The sequence below is a fragment of the Aliikangiella litoralis genome (genome assembly GCF_052495765.1).
The window spans coordinates 854,887-873,339 of record NZ_CP199292.1; the positions used below are offsets into that span (position 1 = coordinate 854,887).

Sequence of the window (18,453 nt, forward strand, 5' to 3'; positions counted from 1 at the left end):
AGCTACTCGCGTTCCAATGCCAGTCTTTTATCTCTTACCTAGTAGGGATTTCTCTGATTATTTAAGCTTTTCTGGTTAACTTGCTGACATGCAAAAAATAAATTCTTTTAATATCAAATAGTTGGTGTTTTTTTGTTGCTAATAAGTATGTGTCTTTCTACAAATAAAGTATGGCTCTTGTTTTATTAATAAATACGATCTATTATATATTTGTATTTATTTACTGTTTAAACGATATGGTGTTTTGAATATGGCTAAGGTATCCAAGCAAAAGCAAGCTGAAATTCGTTGTTCGATTATAGAAAATGCGGTTGAACTTTTTAGTAGTCAAGGTTTTGATGGAACAACAATGAAGCAGATTGCTCGTGAAGTGGGCATTGGGGATGCAACGATTTATAAGTATTTTGCCAGTAAAGATAAGCTGATTTTTGCTTATTATGGTTTAAAAGCTGAAGAGTCTGTGCAAGAGTTTCTTGCTGAAGATGAGTTAGAAGACTATACATTACAAGAAAAAATTCAACTATTAATTGATATTTATTTAGGTCAATTATTACCTGATAGAGAGTTTGTTAATGATAGTTTAAAAATGATTATGAAGTCTCCAAGTGTTTTATTTGATGATGTTGCGCCGATCCGAAAAGAATTTGTTGGGGTTATTCAAGATCTGCTGATTGAAGCAGAAAATACAGGTGAAATAGTCCGCTCACCTTTCACTTCATCTATTGCTAAGTTAGCCAATGATTATATTCTAGCGGTATTGCTCTATTGGATAAAAGACGATTCAGACGAGTTTAGCAATACGACGCAAATGGTTGATATGTCATTGTCATTAATCATTGAAATATTAAAAACAGGTATTATTAGTAAAATAACTGATTTAGCCAGCTTTTTCATCAAAGCACATTTGTTTCGTTTTATGGGAAGTGGTTTCTTAAATAAAATCGTTTCAGCAAGGTCATTTTAATTTTGAATAAACCATGAAAGCGCAAATAAACAGCGTTTAATGCTTTTGATAGCAAAGTACCCCTTAACCGGACAAAGTGATAAGAGATAGTTAAAGAGATGAACGAAAAAATTTCAACGACTGATAGTATACCTACCTCAAAAATAAAACGTACTACAATCACCAGCATGACCGCAGCTAAACTTGGAATGCAGTATGTTGGCTATAAAGCTAAAACTTTACTTAAGGATGAACAAGAAAAACAGCAGATCAAGTTAGAACATGAAGAAAATATTGGTAATATAATTTTTGCGGTTTTAAGTCAGTTGAGAGGAACCGCATTAAAAGTTTCTCAATTGTTAAGTATGGAAGCCGATATTTTACCGATATCTGTTCGCAAGAAGTTAAAAGAGGCTTGCTATGAAGTTCCTCCAATTAATAAAGCTTTGGTCAGAAAACAAGTTGTTCAAGAGCTAGGAAAGCCGCCAAGTGACGTTTTTAAAGGTTTTAATTCTCAAGCTTTTGCAGCCGCTAGCATTGGTCAGGTGCATCGTGGTATTACTTTTAATGATGAATTGGTTGCTGTAAAAATTCAATATCCTGGGATTGCATCTACTATCGAAAGTGATTTAAAAATTATTGAAAAATTATTTTGGACTTTATCTAAAACAACTGAGTTGTTACCACATAAAAAGGTTCTCAAATTAATGATGAAGGAAATGCAGGAACGATTAAGAGAAGAGGTCGATTATCAAGTTGAAGCTGACAATATACAATGGTTTAAAAATCAGGTTCAGTTACCTAATGTTATTATTCCTGAGGTGTTTCTAGAATATTCTGGAAAACGTGTTATTACCTTTGAGATGCTAGATGGTTTGCATTTAGCCGAATGGTTAAAAACAAAACCTAAACAAGCAGAAAAAAATCATTTTGGACAATTGTTATTTGATTTTTTTTGGTACTCTGTTTTCAAACTCAAGCGAATTAATGCTGATCCTCACCCCGGTAATTTTTTATTCCTACCTAATGGAAAGCTAGGCATACTCGACTTTGGTTGTGTACGTGCTTTAGATGATGCTTTTACTCAGCAATGTGCGCAATTAATACCTGCATTAGTAAAGGTTTCTTATGAAAATGGTAGCAGTGAGCAATTACGAGAGGTCTATCAGTCACTTAAAATAATCTCTGCGGAAATTGATCAGGCAATGTTTGAAAGTGAAATTCTTCCTTATACAAAGCGTTTTGCTGATTGGTTTGCTGAAGCTTATGTCAGCGATACATTTGATTTTAGCAACAAGCAACCTTGCCCCGGTAAACCTGATGATGGTAGCAAAAAGGCGATTAGCTTTTTAAATGGTATGTATGAGGAGCAGTTGTGCTTTGACCGGGCTCATTTAGGGTTAATGAATTTACTAACCGAAATTGGTGCTGTTGTTAAAACGGACTGGAAAAAATTTATCTGAGCGTTTATGAAAGCTGTTGTGTTTAAAAAATATGGAACCCCTGAAGTACTTCAAATTAAAGAATTAGATAAACCTATTCCTAAATCGGGGGAAGTATTGGTAAAAATCTGTGCTACAGCAGTGAATGACTATGATTGGTGTATGGTTCGTGGTAAGCCTTATTTTTATCGAGTAATGTTTGGTCTTTTTAACCCAAAACAAACAATACCTGGAATGGAGTTGGCTGGTATTGTTGAGTCTGTAGGTCAAAACGTCTCTTCATTTAAAAAAGGAGATAAAGTTTATGGTGATATTTCTGCGTACGGCTTTGGAAGCTTTGCAGAGTATGTTTGTGTTAATGAAAAAGCTTTAATGCATAAACCTGATTGCATCAGTTTTGAACAAGCGGCTTCGATTCCACATGCATCCATATTGGCGCTTCAAGGTTTAGTTGAAATAGGCAAAATAAAAAAAGGTCAGTCGGTTTTAATCAATGGTGCAGGCGGCGGAGTTGGTATGTTTGGTTTGCAAATTGCTAAGCTTAACGGTGCTACAGAAGTGACAGGGGTTGATACTGGAGAAAAGTTAGTTGTGATGAAGCAAGCAGGCTTTAATAAAACAATTGACTACCGTAAAAAAGATTTCACCAAAAATGGACATCGTTATGATTTAATCCTAGATACTAAAACTAATCGTTCGGTGTTTAGTTATTGGAGAGCGCTTGCCCCAGGAGGAACTTATGTAACTGTTGGTGGGGGGCTTGCTCGACTTTTGTTGCTGCTAGTGTGGAGTCATCTTGTTTTTCTATTGAGTAAGAAAAAATTTAAAATTGTTGCGCTTAAAGCCAATAAAGGGATGGACTACATTAGCCTGCTTATTGAATCCGGTGAGCTAAAAACAACAATTGATGGACCTTATCCTCTCAATGAAATATCAAAAGCTATGCAGCGCTTTGGTGATGGTCAACATATTGGGAAAGTGATTGTTTCTCTATAGTTAAGGTATGAAAGATACAGGCATTTATATTGCAATTAATACGATATAAATGCCATATTCTTCTGGTTAACTTTTACTTTAGTTTAATCAACATTTCTTTTGCATTTTTATTTTCAGGATTGATAGCTAAAGATTTCTTATAATATTTTTTAGCGAGTTGATTATTCCCTGTTATCATGGATGCTTCAGCTAAACTATCAAATGCATTGGCATTATTCGGATGAAGTTGAACTGCCACATTAAATAAGTTAAGCGCTGTTTGGTAGTCTTTTAATTGTAACGCTTGATAACCTGCATTGTTTAATGATTGTGCGCTTGATAATTTAGAGTCGGGGTATTTCTTTATCCATTGTCGATAAGCATTTAACGTCGACTTTAAATCGGCTTTTTTAGCCACCTCAAAAGGAAGTAACTCGCTTGTAGAAAGTTTGCGCATGGCATAATTTTTTAATTGAGTCTTCTGACGATAAAAAGTTAGGTATTGTTGCTTATCTTCAGGATTGGTTTGAATGCTTAATTGATTACTGAAGTTATTTAAGGCGAACTTATTATCGCCCATGTAAACAAGTTCACGGACCAGGTTGGTGTCCCAAGCTTGAATTGGATCATGATAAATTAATTTATCTTTTACTTGTTCAATAGTAACAATTGTTTCAAATGGCGATAGATACCGACCTGTAATATTATTATAGATTGATGTAGGGACTTTTTGCTGGCTTGCAGTTAGTGTTTGCTCCCAGTTTAAGGTTTTTATAATACTATTAATAATCGCTTTTATTGCAGGGATTCTTTGTTGCGTTGGAGCATTAATCATAACGATTATGCCTTTTCCTCCTTCCATGGTGCCCATTACATGACCCCCTGTACCGGTGTTAGAGCCGCCGTGAGAAAACCAGTCGAGGTTGCCTGTTGCTTCAAAACGCATCCAGCCTGCTCCCCAGCCACCTATCTTTTTGATGGTATGAACCTTGGTTGTTTCCTTGGCAACCCAAGGAGAAATAACCTTTGACTTTTTCCCGGCTAATGCCTTTTGATAGTCAATAATAAATTTAGCCATATCGACTGAATTGCTCCACATGCCTGACGGGGCTATTTGGGGACAAATAGGAATACCGGTTCCAATCACTTTTTGTTGGCCATCATGCACTTTTGCCACATTAGTTAAAAATTTAGAATGACCATGTTGATACATGGTAGTATTTGGCATTTTTAGAGGGGTAAAAATCATTTCTTCAGCTAATTGGGCTAAAGATTTTCCAGTAATATCTTCAATTGCAACTTGCGCAATAACATAACCTCCACCGCTATAATCCCAGTCTGTGTTTGGTTTAAAGTTAATTGAGATTGGGTGTTTATAACGGGGTAACTTTACGCCATTTAAGCTTTCAATTAGAGTTGGTATATCATCGCCTAAATAAAAGTCTGCAAAGCCACTTTGGCTTGTTCCAGCTGTATGTGTTAATAAATGCCTTAGTGTAATGGGGGAATGTTGATTATAAGGTGAGCTTGGTATTTTCCAACGTTTTAAATAATCACTCACAGGTTTGTCTAAGTCTAAAGCTCCTTTTTCTGCTAACATCGCAGCAATAGTACCTGTTACTGCTTTTGAAATGGATGCGGTAGAAAATGCTGTGTTAATATCGATTTTGTCTACCTGCCCAAACTCTTTGAATCCCGCCGTATGAGTGTAGACTATTTGATAATCATTAATGACAGCTAAGCTTAATCCTGTTAATTGATATTTTTCGAGTAGTTGATCGTAAGAGTGTTTTTCACCATTATCCAGAGTTACTTTTGATAATTTATTTTTGGTTGCTGAGGTGTTTGCTGTACTAATATATGAGAAAAAAAATAATAGTGCTAATGAAATAAGTCGGATTGTCATAATCATACCTTTATTAAGCTCCGTGAGCTGGATTATGCAATATTAATTAATTGTTTCGGTGTTTTGGTTGACTATTTCCTGAACTGCTCATTAAATTCATTAACAACTCATCATCATCGGTAATTCCTTGATATAATAAAAGTAAAGGAGAGTATCTTTGTCACTTAAACTTTCTATTAGCTTGGTATTTTTATTTTTAATACTTTCTTTCAATGTGCAAGGTGAGAATGAAGTTGAATATCAACCGATTATCGGTAAGAATTATTTCATGACGAAAGTTGACAACCCAGAGTTTGTTAATCCTGTATCTGATTACTCTCGGTGGACTAAAATTTCGTTTGGAGGTATTCCATTAAAAGATAAAAATTTCTGGGTTCAAGTTAATTTTGAAATTTCAAAAATATCAAAAAAGCCACAAGGTATTTTTGTGAGCATGCTGGGGGCATATCAAGCTTATTGGGATGGTCAGTACATTGGCAGCAATGGCGTCGTAGGTAAGAGTAAAAATACCGAGAAGCCAGGACAAATTGATTATGTGATGTTGCTTCCTCAAGATTATTTAACTATAGGGACACATACGTTAAGCCTTAAAGTATCAACTCATCATGCACAAAATTACTTATCTAACGGCTCCTTTTTTAGTTTTATCGGTGATTATCAATCTTTAGTACAAGCACCTTTTAGGCATGCAACCTTGCCAATTACAATGTCTGGCGCATTGTTATTAATCGCATTTTATTATTTGTTACTTTACTTCTCTGTGCTAAGAGAGCCAAGCTATTTATGGTTTAGTGGTTTGTGTTTGACTATTTTTTTATTATTTGTTGTTGAATCCTGGCGAGGTTTGTGGGGATATAGTTACGATTGGCAAGTTCCTAGGCTTTATCTTGTATTAATTTTATCTTGTTTAGTTTCATGTTTATTGAGCCTTTTCTTTATGTTTTTTTTCCAGCTAACAAAAAGGTTAAAGATATTTTTAATTAGTCTGAATTTAATACTGCAAATTGCTATATTGTTGGAGGGAGACGGTTTTGACGACCGAAGTCTTTATATATTTTTAATCGGCACTAGCACCTCTATTATTGTTTGTGTTTATGCTGTGGTGAACAACCAAAAAGATGCGTGGCTCATGTTGCTGGGTTTGATTTTATTTATTGCTCCTATTGCAATTCATACTTACTCGTATATGGATCAATATTTTTTCGTTTCTTTTGGCGCTTTAATTAGTCTCATGCTTTACTTGTTGACTCGTACAATGCAGTTAAGACAAAAACAATTAGTTCAAAGTCAAATTGCGGCAGGTCGACTGGAGTTAGAGTTGGTTAAGCGAAACATTCAACCACATTTCATATTAAATACACTAACAGCGGTAGAGGAATGGATAGAGGATTCTCCGAAAACAGCGGTCAAGTTTATCCTCGCATTAGCCGATGAGTTTCGTATGGTTGCTCAAATGTCATCACAAAGGTTGATTAGCTTGCAAGATGAAGTCTCGCTGTGCTGTGCTCATTTAGATGTGATGGGATTTCGCTCAAACACTCATTTCAAATTGAATAGCGAAGTGGCTGATTTAATGGTGCAAATACCACCGGGAGTTATATTAACTTTAATCGAAAATGCAATATCACATAATAACTATCAACAACAAACAGTCACTTTTACTTTAGAGCAAATCCATGAAAGTGATAACAATGTATTAGTATTTAGTTCACCTGTAAATAATAATTTATCAACTAATATGATTAACTCTGGTTTAGGCAGTCAGTATATAGAAGCAAGGCTGCAAGAGAGTTTTATTAGCGACTGGGATGTCAAATCGAAATTTGAACATCAGTGTTGGCAAGTCACACTCACATTTCCATGGGTATATGCTAGTTGATAAAAAGGTAGGGTAATGAAAGCTATTATTGTTGAAGATGAATATATGGTGGCAAAGCGGCTTAAACGTTTTGTCGAAAATGCTTTTGCTGGACAGACACTCCAACTTCATTTGTTGAATACTTTAGATGATGCCAACGATTACCTAGCTAACAATATTATTGATGTTCTATTTTTAGACTTAAATTTACAAGGTCAAAATGGTTTTGATTTATTAAAGCAGCAGGTAAGTAAAAGTTTTCATACGATAGTAGTATCAGCAAATACTGATAGGGCGATTGAAGCATTTGATATCGGCGTACTTGACTTTATTGCTAAGCCATTCACTCAAGAACGAGTTCAAAAAGCAGTTAACCGTTTGCGTGACGGAAATTCAGGAGGAAAGAGTAAGTATTTAAGTTATAAATATTTAGGTAAAATAGAGTTGCTGCCCATCGCTAATGTGCTATATCTCAAAGCCGATGGACATTATTGTGAGATACACACGCAGGACGAAAAAGTTATCTTGCATGACAAAAGTTTAGATAAGTTGCTAGCAGTATTACCTGAAAACTTTCAGCGCATTCATCGGACATATGCTGTTCCATTAGAATCTATTCAGTCAATAATATCGCAAGAAGGAAGTAAATATTGGCTAACTTTAACCAATCAACAGCAACTCCCTATCGGTAGAACTCGTTTAAAGTCACTAAGAGAATGCTTAATTCAATGATAGCTTTAACTATCTGACTTGCATCGATGAGTAACAATTACTTACACCTAATTAGGATTTAGTCTCTATATTATCTCAAAGTTATTTCTTAGTATGATTGAAGGTTAACTTTATATCAAAAAGGAATGACTTTCTTTTTTGTCAAGGACGATAATATGAAAAATCTAAAAGCACTCATTTTTACCTCAATAGTAGGCGGATTAGCATTATCACTGCTTCACATCATAGAAGAAAATAATGCCTCAATGAGCAATATTGAACATTGGGATAATGCGACTGTTGATGAGCAAACTATCAACAGTCGAGATAATGAAGCAATCAATTTAAAAGCTGATCTATTGTCAGATAATATTGAAAATACTGTTCTTTCAAGCAAGGAACCATTGGTTTCTTACGTAGGAGGAAAGCTCAGCATAAGAGCGGATAGTTATCCGTTGACGCTGTTACTTGAAAAAATATCTTCACTAACAGGTTTAAGTTTTGTTCCTGATAAAAGTTCTCAAGATGATTTAATGACTATTGATATAAAAACGATTCAATTAGAGAGTGCGCTCAAGTTATTATTTGAAAAGTATCACTATGCATTTTTTTATAAAAATACACAACTTAACTCTATTGCTGTATATTCCATTGATTCAAACGAATCTATCAATCACAAATTCGCTTCGAAGCATTTTAATCAGGTATATGAAGGAGAAAATGAATATTCTGTTGAACCCGATATGGCAATGCTTCAGCAACTCAATGTCGTTAATCAGCAGGAGGCCGAGTTGCTAATCAATAAAGGAATTGAATCGACTAATGAAAAAGTTAGAGCGATGAGTTTATGGGGGGCTGAACAAAAAAGTATTTTTTTAGCTCCAGCTATTTTAAGTGAAATTGTTTTTAATGATGCTTCAACTCTTGTTCGTTCTTTGGCTTTTTCACAACTGCTGAACAATCCTAATATATCAACTGAAGTCAAAAGTGAAGTGGCATTTCAATTAAGCAACGAAAAATCTGAAGTGATTAACCAACAAGCTAATAGTTTTTTAGATGGATTAGCACAACAAGCTAATAATAGCGTGAATATACAAACGGATTTGTCCTACTAGGACTCACAGAGCACTGTTACCTTAATTATATGGGATAGTTGAGGATGTGCATTTTAACTAACTTAATAGAGGGATTTACTATGAAATTTAAAAACTCAATCATTCAAACCAGTATTAGTTTTGCTTTGTTCTTTTTATCAGGAAGTTGTTTTGCGGTTGACTTTTCGATTAGCCGAACAAATCCAAATACTTACAGTGATGGTGTATTACGTTTACTGCCATTAGATAATGCTAATAATACATCTCGCTGGGTTTATTTTGGTAACACCACAAAGAGAGCAGTATTTTATAATGCAGAGTGCCAAGTTAAATCAGCAGATAACTTTACTTGGTACAATATTAATTTAGAAATAGTTGCGCCTGGTGGGGGAGTTACTGTTCTATCACCATCAAATAGCGATAATGCCTTGTGTTCGAGTAAAGGTAATAATTCAACGGGCAATTGGTCTAGCAACTCAACTCATGGTACTTATACACCCACTGTGGCTGGTTGGCATCAAGTGAGAGTTAGGGGGCAGTTAATGGGATATAGCACAGGTGAGAGCGTTCGAATTGATGATGTTTCTTTAATTATTAACAACTAACTTGATGCTAAACCTTAGTCTAAGATAAAAAATGTGCTCGTTATTGCGAGCACATTTCTAGTTCTAGTCCTATGACTAAAAGAAGATTCAGACTTGTCTGTATTCCACAAGTCTGAGTAGAGGTGTTAAAGGTTATTTCTGAATAGTTAATATTTGACTGTCGCTTATTAACCCATTCGATGAAATAATTTCAACTTTATTGCTTTTAGGGCGTACTAATAAACTACCTGTTTTACTACTACCTAATATTTGGTTATTGATAGGATCTCTCACCATAACTGCGTGGTGAATTTGCGTATCCCAGGTAATTTGAGTCATATTATTTTGGCCAACGCTAACCGCCCGAGTTGGTTGGCTTTTATTTGTTTTCTTGGTGTTAATTACTGCCTGACGATTAATGAGTATTTTGTCTCCTTGTGTAATTTGTATGTTGTTTAAAGTATTAAGTGATGAGCTACTCACTGGCACGTTAACTGAAAAATGGCTTAACGATTCGTGAGATAAAGCAAAAGCTTTAAAGGATTGTCTAAATAACTCTGTTCCTGTTTTGTCAAAACCTTTAAGAGTATAAGGGCCTTCTTCATTGGCAAGTGCCACAGTATTAAGTGAAAAAACAGTATCAATTGATAATGTTTCCGCACTAATTGTTCCATCAATCAGTAATACCGTTTGAGCGACAGGTTGTTTAGCTTGTTGTGCTTGTTTGGCTGATAAGTTTGAATGAAACTTAGCGACCTTTTTATAGTTATAATCACTAATCCAGTTTGGTCCACAATAGCTCATTAAATCAGCTAGTGTTGGTGCTTTTAACTTTTTGTTTAATAAATCATAACCCCAAACACCTGTTCGAGCATTATCGTAAGGGAAGTTAGGATCGGGATTAGCTGGTCCGCCGCAAGGTGCATGTGGTAGACCAAAGTTATGCCCAAATTCATGTGCGATAGTACCGGAGTATGGTTTACTGACCGCTACTACATGACCAACATAACCAATACCAGCGACACCGCCGCCTGGGCCAGTTTTTACAATACCGTGATAGGCTCGTGAGCTGCCTTCGGCCTGGCGTAGTTTATTGACTTCTCTGAGCATCTCGTTCCAACCTAAATCGGTTACTTCGAGTGGTGCGTGCACTTGAATATCCATTTTGGTTAATGGGTGCATTTTCCAAGTGGGTTCTAGTAATCGTCTTAAGTTGCTTTCAGACATATCACCTGCTGGCGTACCGTTATAAGTAATCGGTACGAAGGTGATGTTAAAAGTATCAACGGTGATCATATTAGGCGAGTAATAACCTGCTTCAGGGAATCGGTTATTCGTTTCATCAAGCTCTGGTATTTGATTATCAGGATCAATTTCGATGAATATTTCTAATCCCGCCGCAAAAAAGTTTTCGGCAAGTTCAACGGTAAAAGTGTCATTTAACTTAGCTTCATCTGTTTTTGTAGGTACTGAGCTCGGCGCAGATAAGCTAATACTTTTGGTTTCACCACCATTGAGTCGATAATTTAAAATGATATCAGGTGTCAAGTCGGTAGTATCACTTGCAGTAACAAAAGCACGTCCTAGACCTTCACGTCCTATTACCAGACCAACCTGGTCATCTGCTTTTTGCTGTGTATCCATAGAGGGAACACTTTGTAAAATATAAAAGCGATCCATTGCGAAGTCGATACTAGCATTTGTAGAGCATATTCTCGAAACCGTTATTTCTTGAGTCAGTTTACCCGAAGTAAAAGTTACTGTTGCATCGTCACGTCCATCTTTAGTACAAGCCGTTGGTTGAAATTCAATATCGGCTGTTTTATTTTCTACGACAGTGCCACTTGTTGGCGTGGTAGTTAACCAGTCTGGAACACCACTCACTTGGTAATCCAATGAAACATTACCTGTATTAGTTAAGGTCAATATTTTTGAAGTAATCTCCGAACCACCTGTTTTACCAACAAACTTAATTATCTCTTCTGAAAATGACCATCTGGCTTCAGTTAAAGTTATGGTAAAGTTGACTGTTGTGCCAGACTGCCCTTCGGCATTATCTTGTGAAAAAGGTGTCAGAGCTAGAGTATGTTCACCTAAAGTTAAAGGCCATTGGCTATAATCCCCATTGCCATCATCACCCAATGAAAATGGTATTTGGTTTTCGATTCTCGTCTCATTTTTATCAATAACAAAATGAACACTTTCTACTGAATCTGAAGTGTTGACTCTGAGATTAAGGTTTTTAGTGGGTAGAGAAGATAAATCTAGTGTAGTTCCTGAAGCAATGGGATCGTAATCATTAATGGGTAAGTCTGTATCAGCGTTAATGAGAGTTATATCATTAATGGTTAAATTTAGCTTAGGCTCAAATACTGCAGTAGCATTTTGATCACTCGTTGTCTCAATGCTGCAAGTTGTTGAGGAACCCCGGCAATCACCTTCCCATTCAACAAAAATAGATTCTACATCTGGTGTCGCTGTTAGTGTGATATTTCCAATGTTTTCAGCAAAAGTTGCAGAACATGTATCGCCACAATTAATACCTTCAGGTTGACTCGTTACGCTACCAGTACCTTTACCTGTTTTTGTAATAGATAGTGTTACTGTTGGTACTGGAATTAAATTAAAAGTCGCTGTGACACTATGGTTTTGTTCGGTATCTAACACACATTCATTGGTGCCTTGACAATCTCCCTGCCAACCCGCAAAAACAGAACCATTGGCGGCTTCAGCCTGAAGAGTAACTGTGCCATCATTTTGTGTAAATGATGCAACACAGGAGTCACCACAATCAATTCCTTCAGGTGTGCTTTCTACTTGCCCGCTACCGTCACCACTTGGAGTGACTACGATATCGATAGTTGGTACTGGTTTTTGATTAAATACGGCTACAACTTTGTGATCTGCATCAGTGTCAACCGTACATGTATCTGTTCCTGTACAGTCCTGCTGCCATTCAACAAAAACGGAATTATCGTCTGCAACCGCTGTTAGTGTGACCGATCCAGAGAGTTCTGCAAATTCAGAACTACAAGTATCACCACAATTGATACCAGCAGGTGCGCTAGTTACAGTACCAGAACCTGTACCTGAACGTTCAACTGACAAATTGACCATTGAGACGGGTTTTAGATTAAATATAGCTGTTACGGAATGATTGCCGCTGCTATCAACTGTACAAGTACTACCGCCTTCACAATCTCCGGACCATTCAACAAAAACTGAATCGTCTGCTGGCACTGCTGTTAATGTAATACTGCCGGAATCTTTTGTGAAATCAGCTTGACATGATTGGTTGCAATCAATGCCAGCTGGCTCACTTGTCACCTGTCCTTTACCGTCGCCTTGTATTTTTACACTAACGGTTATTTCTGGATCATCTTGGTCGCAAGCAGCTATTAAGAGTAAGGGAAGGATTAAAAGCATCTCTAAGAAACGATACTTTTTTTTATGTGAAAATAACATAATCTTTAATTCCTAAAGGTTAATGATTTTAAGTGAACGAAGTTTTGTCTTTTCTTATCAACCCGTACACTTGCTAATATAAGAATTAGTAAACAGGTTGCGATTTATACCAGTTATTGCTATTTGGAATATTGACTTGGTTCATAAAAGCAAAAAAATAAAAAATTGATTGTCAACAATGAGAATTTGAGCAAATAAAACTAAGAGCACGTCAGTGGTAAAGAGAACTTTCAAGTGACTAATAGAAACTGTATATTATTTATATAGTGTATTAGAATAATTAAATATGATTTGGTTGTAAAAATGTTTGATTTTATATTTTTTAGTCTGTTGTGTGGTAAAATTTATATACTAAATCGATAAAAAATACGGCTTCTAATAAATAAAAATTGAGTTTACTCAATAACTGAAAAAAGAAATATAGAGTACTTTTTTATTAAAGTAATCTAAAAAACTACGTCAGCATATGTTTTATTAATAAATTGTTTGAAGTGTAATGTTTCATGCTAGTGCATCATTTTAATGTTAATAAAGCATGTGCTCAATTAATAAAAAAAATTTAACAAAGCGGGTTGTATCATGAATAAAAATAAGATTAATGCAAATGCAAGTAATGAAAGGTGGGGGGATAAAGAAAAAGCGTTATGGTTTTTTGAACAACAGGTTCAACGATCATATTTTGATGATGTTGTGGTGAAAATTGATTTATTAAAAAATGACTTTGATGTTGAGCAATATGGTGCGCTTGATTATGAGACAAATAGCTATCCTTTATATGTTGTTAAAACACGTGATTGGAATACGCAGAAAAAGACGGCTTTAATTACTGGAGGAGTGCATGGGTATGAAACTAGTGGAGTACATGGTGCAATTCGTTTTTTAGAAAAACATGCGTTAAATTATACTAAACACTTTAATATTGTTGTCGCACCATGTGTGAGCCCTTGGGGATATGAAACAATTAATCGGTGGAACCCTAAAGCAATTGATCCTAATCGATCATTTTATACTGATTCTCCTGCTGAAGAGTCTGCAAGATTAATGGAGTGTGTTGCATCACTTAATGGTGACATTACTGTACATATCGATTTACATGAAACGACAGATACGGATAACACTGTCTTTCGTCCTGCTTTGGCCGCAAGAGATGCAGTTGAACAACCTGATTGGAATATTCCTGATGGTTTTTATTTAGTTGCTGATACGTTCAATCCTGTCGATGATTTTCAAAAGGCCATTATCAAATCAGTAAAACAAGTGACTCATATAGCTCCTTCTGATGAACATGGAAATATTATTGGTGAGCCTGTTTCTCAAGAAGGAGTTATCAGTTACGATGTAAAAAAACTGTGGCTTTGTACTGGATTTAGTAATAGCCAATACTGTACAACGACAGAAGTTTATCCCGATAGTCCTAAAGTTACCGATGAAAATTGTGTTTTAGCTCAAGTTGCTGCTATTACTGGTGGTCTTGATTATATTGTAAGTCAAATAAAGTCATAATATTGTTAATAATATTCATAGATTTTATATTGTTTAAAATCTATGAATTAAGCTAACCCATTTCTTTTTTTTAAATTTTCTAAAACTACTATGAATTGTGACTGAGTTAAGAGCCGGTTGCGATGAGCTGTTCTTTTTACTCGTTGGTTATCGTTGAATACAAGATTAGTTTGTATTAAAGTTTTTATTGATTTGCTTGGTAGATTGTTGAGTTGTTTAACTTATAACTGACTTGGCGAATGATATGAGGAATTTAGTATGGGTAAATTTAATATTGATAGATTTAAAATAGGACGGTTTAGACTCATTGCTTTAATGTCATTAACTTCTCTTTATACGAGTGTTAATTATGCATCAAGTCGACATGAGCTTTATTCTCAAGTAATCGAGCATCCACAGCGTTCAGTACAAGATAAAATTAAAGATAAAACTCGTAAACCTGAACTTATATTACCATTTACCCAAATTACGCAGAATAATAAAGTGTTAGAACTCGGTGCTGGTGGCGGACATACAACTGAATTGTTGGCTAGGTTAGTTGGTAATAAAGGTAAGGTTTATGCTCAGGGGGTGTCAGCTACAAGAGTGAAAAATGGGCGCTTACCTAATGTTATTGCTCTGCGCAAACACTTGCTTTATGAGTTAGAAGAGGTATTAGCAGAAAATGCGGTTAAAAAAGGTTCGTTAGATGCGGCGGTTATCTTTTTTGCGCTACATGATTTTTATCTTAACTCTCGAATTGATCAGCAAGCTGTTTTAAACACTATTTATCAGTTTCTTAAGCCAGATGGTAGTTTGATTATTTTAGATAATGCCGCTGATGCTGATGCAGGTTTGTCGGTTAATAGAAGTTTGCATCGTATAGGTGAAAACTTTGTTATTTCGGAACTAAAAAAAGCGGGTTTTACCGTTGACTCAACTAGCCAGGCTTTACAAAATCTTAAAGATGATCATACCCAACGTTGGCAAGTATTTAATGGTGAGCATGACCGATTTGCTATTCGCTTCGTGAAAAAATAATAAACGATTATTGAGCGCTTAATTGATAGGGTTTGCATTGAGCTTTGTAAAGCGGCCACTCTTTTTTCGTTTGTTGATGCACTAACATACACTGATCATTTTTTAAAATTAAATTAAAAATCTCAGGCACTTCATCATGTCTACCCATTATTTTTCCATGTTCTATAGACTGATGCTGTTTTCTTTCAATGATTAATTGGCTATTTGATGTTAGCGTATCATCATTTAAGCTTACTTTTCCTTTTCCAATAGCTGTATTTATTACCGATTCTAACTCAACTAAGGACTCGGCAGAGTGTTGGCTAATAATAGCATATTGGCTTTTGGTTGAAGATACAGTTTTGCATCCTGATAAAGATGCAAAACTAATTGTTAATAATGATACAAAGTAGAGTTTCTTCATTTTATAAGCACTTGTTAATTATTGATTGGGTATTCCAAAAATTTTATCATTTAACCTAAATGGTTTTTTTATATTTAGTCCATCGTCTTGCTTATTGGCTATTGACTGATTAGTGTAAGCTGACTGTTTGATTGCTTTTCCTGTCGGTGTAGGGCAACTTCCTGTTGATCGATAAGCTAGGGCGGCTGCTAGTTGGGCTTCGTCTGAATTGCCTAGTGCATGAGTAAAGTCATCTGAAACAGAACAGCCGGCAACAATTGAGCCAACAGTACCGGCAGTATTTTCAGGAGAGAAGCCATCTGAGTAGTCCCCAAAACCTTTATGATTTTCGCCTTTAAACTGGATGGTGAAATAAGTTGTTCCACAGTTATCTTGTGGATAAAAACCATAAGGTTTTCCGCAGGTTGTTGAGCCAATTAATATCACTTCTACATCAATACCTAATAACCCATTAATAATTGCTTCACTGGCAGAGCAAGTATCATCTGTTGCAAGAATATAAACGCGATTTAAGTCTAGTGTAGGTAGTGCCTGTCCTGCTGTTGTTGAAAAGCCCAATGTTTGGTTATAAAAAGGAGTGGGTGTTAAAGCTCTTCGGGTAACTGGATTTATTGTTGTGTGTTTATCATTGAATTGTGTATTGTCGAATATTTTGTCTTGAGTTGCTGTTGTTCCTGCAATCATATAACTCAATTGACTACCAATTGCTAGTAGACCACCACCATTGTAGCGTAGGTCCAGCACTAGATCATTCACGCCAGCGGTTTTTAATTGGTTAACTGCATCAATTAAGCCACTTTCTGCTGTGGCAATATGTGAGTTAAAAAGAATATATCCAACATCGCCTGTCGCTGTCGCAATGGTCGATACCTGTCTTACAGGTTGTGAAGTAATAATGGCAGAAGTCATGGATATACTCCGTGTATCTGTACTGTTTAAATCTCTCACTACAAAGGTATGTGTTTCCCCGGCGGTTTGGGGGAAAAGTCCAGCATTAATTATGTTAACACTATTAGTACCATTGGCGTTGACGACATCGACACCATCAATAAAAAGAATTTCTGCTCCTCGTGCTAATGTGGCAACAGATGAGCTGGCGGGTGAATCAGGTTCTGTAAAAGCCACTAATATTTTTCTGGGCGGAGCTGTTGCAATTAACGCCCATTCCGCTCCGTAACCAGCAGATTGTCCTGATTGTGATAGTTGCTCCCATTCTTCTGTGCCATAGGTGAAGTGGAATTTATCTTTGGTATTCCCGGATGGCGATAACTCGGATGTTTTTAATAGCTCAAAGTAGTCTATTGGCGAGTTATAGTTTGCAGGATTCAAATCAGGAATTTCGTCATACCAGAGGTAGGTGTTATTGCTCCAAGAGCGTAGATAGTGGTTCTCATGCAATATTGTACCTTGTTTATCTGGAAATGAGCCTCCACTACGAGGGGTTTGACAAAGGTTTTTAAACTGACTTTCAGCTAGAAACTCGCCTTGTGTCCAGGTTGGAGTGGTATTATTGTTGTCATCTCCTGAACTACTTCCACCGCCACATGCTGTCAGGTTGGCCAGTAAGGCTATTGTTGATAAGGTAAATAAAATAGGGAGTTGTTTTTTCATCATAATAAATAACCGTTACTCGTTGATCATTAGTCATTATCACTACTTAAATACTGGTATTGCGTTACACATATTCGTTGTTTTAATGTGGCAGATACTGCCATATTAGTTACACTTGAAATGCTGAGCATTACCAGTAATCTTGCACATATTTAGCTAATATTGCATTTTTCCTAACTTTAATCAATTAATTATAGTCTAAATAAGCGCCGCGATGAGTGATTGGATAGTAAAAAATAACAGTAATATCAAATCGTTGCTTGAAGGGTTAAGTTTTAGCGAGTAAAGTCGAGAAATTATTAACTTCTGATAAAGAAAAAACGGTAATGTATTGTCCTAGTCATTTTCAATTAAATGATAGAAATGCCCAACTGGCTTATATTAAACAGCATAGTTTTGGCCAGTTGATAACAACTTATCAAGGCCAATTAGAAATTAATCAACTGCCTTTTTTACTCGATGAGGCTGGTGAATTTCTTTATGCACATGTTGCCAAAGCGAATACTCATTGGCAGTGTTTGTGTGATGCAGATGACTTAAAGGTTTGTTTTTCAGGCGCGAATGCTTATATATCACCCAATTGGTATGCTGACAAAGGGAATGTGCCCACTTGGAATTTTATGAGTGTGCAAGTTTCTGGTCATGCGACGCTACTGAATGATTGCGAACTACTCAATTTATTAAATCGCTTGAGTGAGATGCACGAGTCTCAGTTTGAAACGCCTTGGACAATAAAAAAAATGGACACTAAAAAGTTATCGGCTATGCTAAAAGCAATTGTTGGGTTTAAAATTTCTATTGAGTCAATAGAGGGAAAAGCAAAATTGAGCCAAAACAAATCACCAACAGAGATTCAAAGTTTAATTCATGGATTAGAGCAACAAGAAGATTATAATTCTAATCAAGTCGCTCAATGGATGAAGCAGTTCAACTTTTAG

14 protein-coding genes are annotated in these 18,453 nt (G+C 35.9%); 10 read left to right on the forward strand and 4 right to left on the reverse strand.

Annotated features, from left to right (window positions below):
- Positions 1–250 precede the first annotated feature (250 nt).
- The 3 genes from ACT5E3_RS03670 to ACT5E3_RS03680 all read left to right on the forward strand — a co-directional run bounded on the left by ACT5E3_RS03670 (position 251) and on the right by ACT5E3_RS03680 (position 3,381).
- Positions 251–964, forward strand: coding sequence for a TetR family transcriptional regulator (locus tag ACT5E3_RS03670; protein WP_444996954.1), 714 nt, complete (start codon positions 251–253; stop codon positions 962–964).
- Positions 965–1,062: 98 nt separating this feature from the next.
- A complete protein-coding gene (locus ACT5E3_RS03675; protein WP_444996955.1) occupies positions 1,063–2,406 on the forward strand; it encodes an ABC1 kinase family protein in 1,344 nt (447 codons plus the stop codon).
- 6 nt (positions 2,407–2,412) lie between these two features.
- A complete protein-coding gene (locus ACT5E3_RS03680; RefSeq protein ID WP_444996956.1) occupies positions 2,413–3,381 on the forward strand; it encodes an NAD(P)-dependent alcohol dehydrogenase in 969 nt (322 codons plus the stop codon).
- Between the two features lie 73 nt (positions 3,382–3,454).
- On the opposite strand, the gene ACT5E3_RS03685 is transcribed toward ACT5E3_RS03680, so the two are convergent.
- Complete coding sequence (locus ACT5E3_RS03685) at positions 3,455–5,266, reverse strand: serine hydrolase (protein ID WP_444996957.1); 1,812 nt, start codon at positions 5,264–5,266, stop codon at positions 3,455–3,457.
- A 157-nt stretch (positions 5,267–5,423) separates the two neighbouring features.
- Here ACT5E3_RS03685 and ACT5E3_RS03690 point away from each other — a divergent pair, with 157 nt between their 5' ends.
- The 4 genes from ACT5E3_RS03690 (at position 5,424) to ACT5E3_RS03705 (ending at position 9,534) form a co-directional block, all read left to right on the forward strand.
- Positions 5,424–7,145 carry a histidine kinase gene (locus ACT5E3_RS03690; RefSeq protein ID WP_444996958.1) on the forward strand — a complete coding sequence of 574 codons (1,722 nt, stop codon included), beginning with the start codon at positions 5,424–5,426 and terminating at the stop codon, positions 7,143–7,145.
- 15 nt (positions 7,146–7,160) lie between these two features.
- Complete coding sequence (locus ACT5E3_RS03695; protein WP_444996959.1) at positions 7,161–7,856, forward strand: LytR/AlgR family response regulator transcription factor; 696 nt, start codon at positions 7,161–7,163, stop codon at positions 7,854–7,856.
- A 155-nt stretch (positions 7,857–8,011) separates the two neighbouring features.
- Positions 8,012–8,950, forward strand: a complete 939-nt coding sequence (locus tag ACT5E3_RS03700) for a hypothetical protein (protein WP_444996960.1) — start codon at positions 8,012–8,014, stop codon at positions 8,948–8,950.
- Positions 8,951–9,030: 80 nt separating this feature from the next.
- Positions 9,031–9,534 carry a hypothetical protein gene (locus ACT5E3_RS03705; protein ID WP_444996961.1) on the forward strand — a complete coding sequence of 168 codons (504 nt, stop codon included), beginning with the start codon at positions 9,031–9,033 and terminating at the stop codon, positions 9,532–9,534.
- 132 nt (positions 9,535–9,666) lie between these two features.
- Here ACT5E3_RS03705 and ACT5E3_RS03710 read toward each other — a convergent pair whose 3' ends face one another.
- The gene (locus ACT5E3_RS03710) at positions 9,667–12,978 is read right to left on the reverse strand and encodes an InlB B-repeat-containing protein (RefSeq protein ID WP_444996962.1); all 3,312 of its coding nucleotides are present in this window, start codon (positions 12,976–12,978) and stop codon (positions 9,667–9,669) included.
- Positions 12,979–13,557: 579 nt separating this feature from the next.
- Between ACT5E3_RS03710 and ACT5E3_RS03715 the strand changes: the two genes are divergently transcribed.
- Together ACT5E3_RS03715 and ACT5E3_RS03720 are read left to right on the forward strand one after the other, a co-directional pair.
- The gene (locus tag ACT5E3_RS03715; RefSeq protein ID WP_444996963.1) at positions 13,558–14,481 is read left to right on the forward strand and encodes a M14 family metallopeptidase; all 924 of its coding nucleotides are present in this window, start codon (positions 13,558–13,560) and stop codon (positions 14,479–14,481) included.
- Between the two features lie 258 nt (positions 14,482–14,739).
- The gene (locus ACT5E3_RS03720) at positions 14,740–15,501 is read left to right on the forward strand and encodes a methyltransferase domain-containing protein (RefSeq protein WP_444996964.1); all 762 of its coding nucleotides are present in this window, start codon (positions 14,740–14,742) and stop codon (positions 15,499–15,501) included.
- Between the two features lie 7 nt (positions 15,502–15,508).
- Here the strand turns inward: ACT5E3_RS03720 and ACT5E3_RS03725 are convergent, their stop codons facing one another.
- A complete protein-coding gene (locus ACT5E3_RS03725) occupies positions 15,509–15,904 on the reverse strand; it encodes a hypothetical protein (protein ID WP_444996965.1) in 396 nt (131 codons plus the stop codon).
- 18 nt (positions 15,905–15,922) lie between these two features.
- Positions 15,923–17,518 carry a S41 family peptidase gene (locus ACT5E3_RS03730; RefSeq protein WP_444996966.1) on the reverse strand — a complete coding sequence of 532 codons (1,596 nt, stop codon included), beginning with the start codon at positions 17,516–17,518 and terminating at the stop codon, positions 15,923–15,925.
- A 323-nt stretch (positions 17,519–17,841) separates the two neighbouring features.
- On the opposite strand from ACT5E3_RS03730, the gene ACT5E3_RS03735 reads away from it, so the two are divergent.
- Complete coding sequence (locus ACT5E3_RS03735) at positions 17,842–18,453, forward strand: FMN-binding negative transcriptional regulator (protein WP_444996967.1); 612 nt, start codon at positions 17,842–17,844, stop codon at positions 18,451–18,453.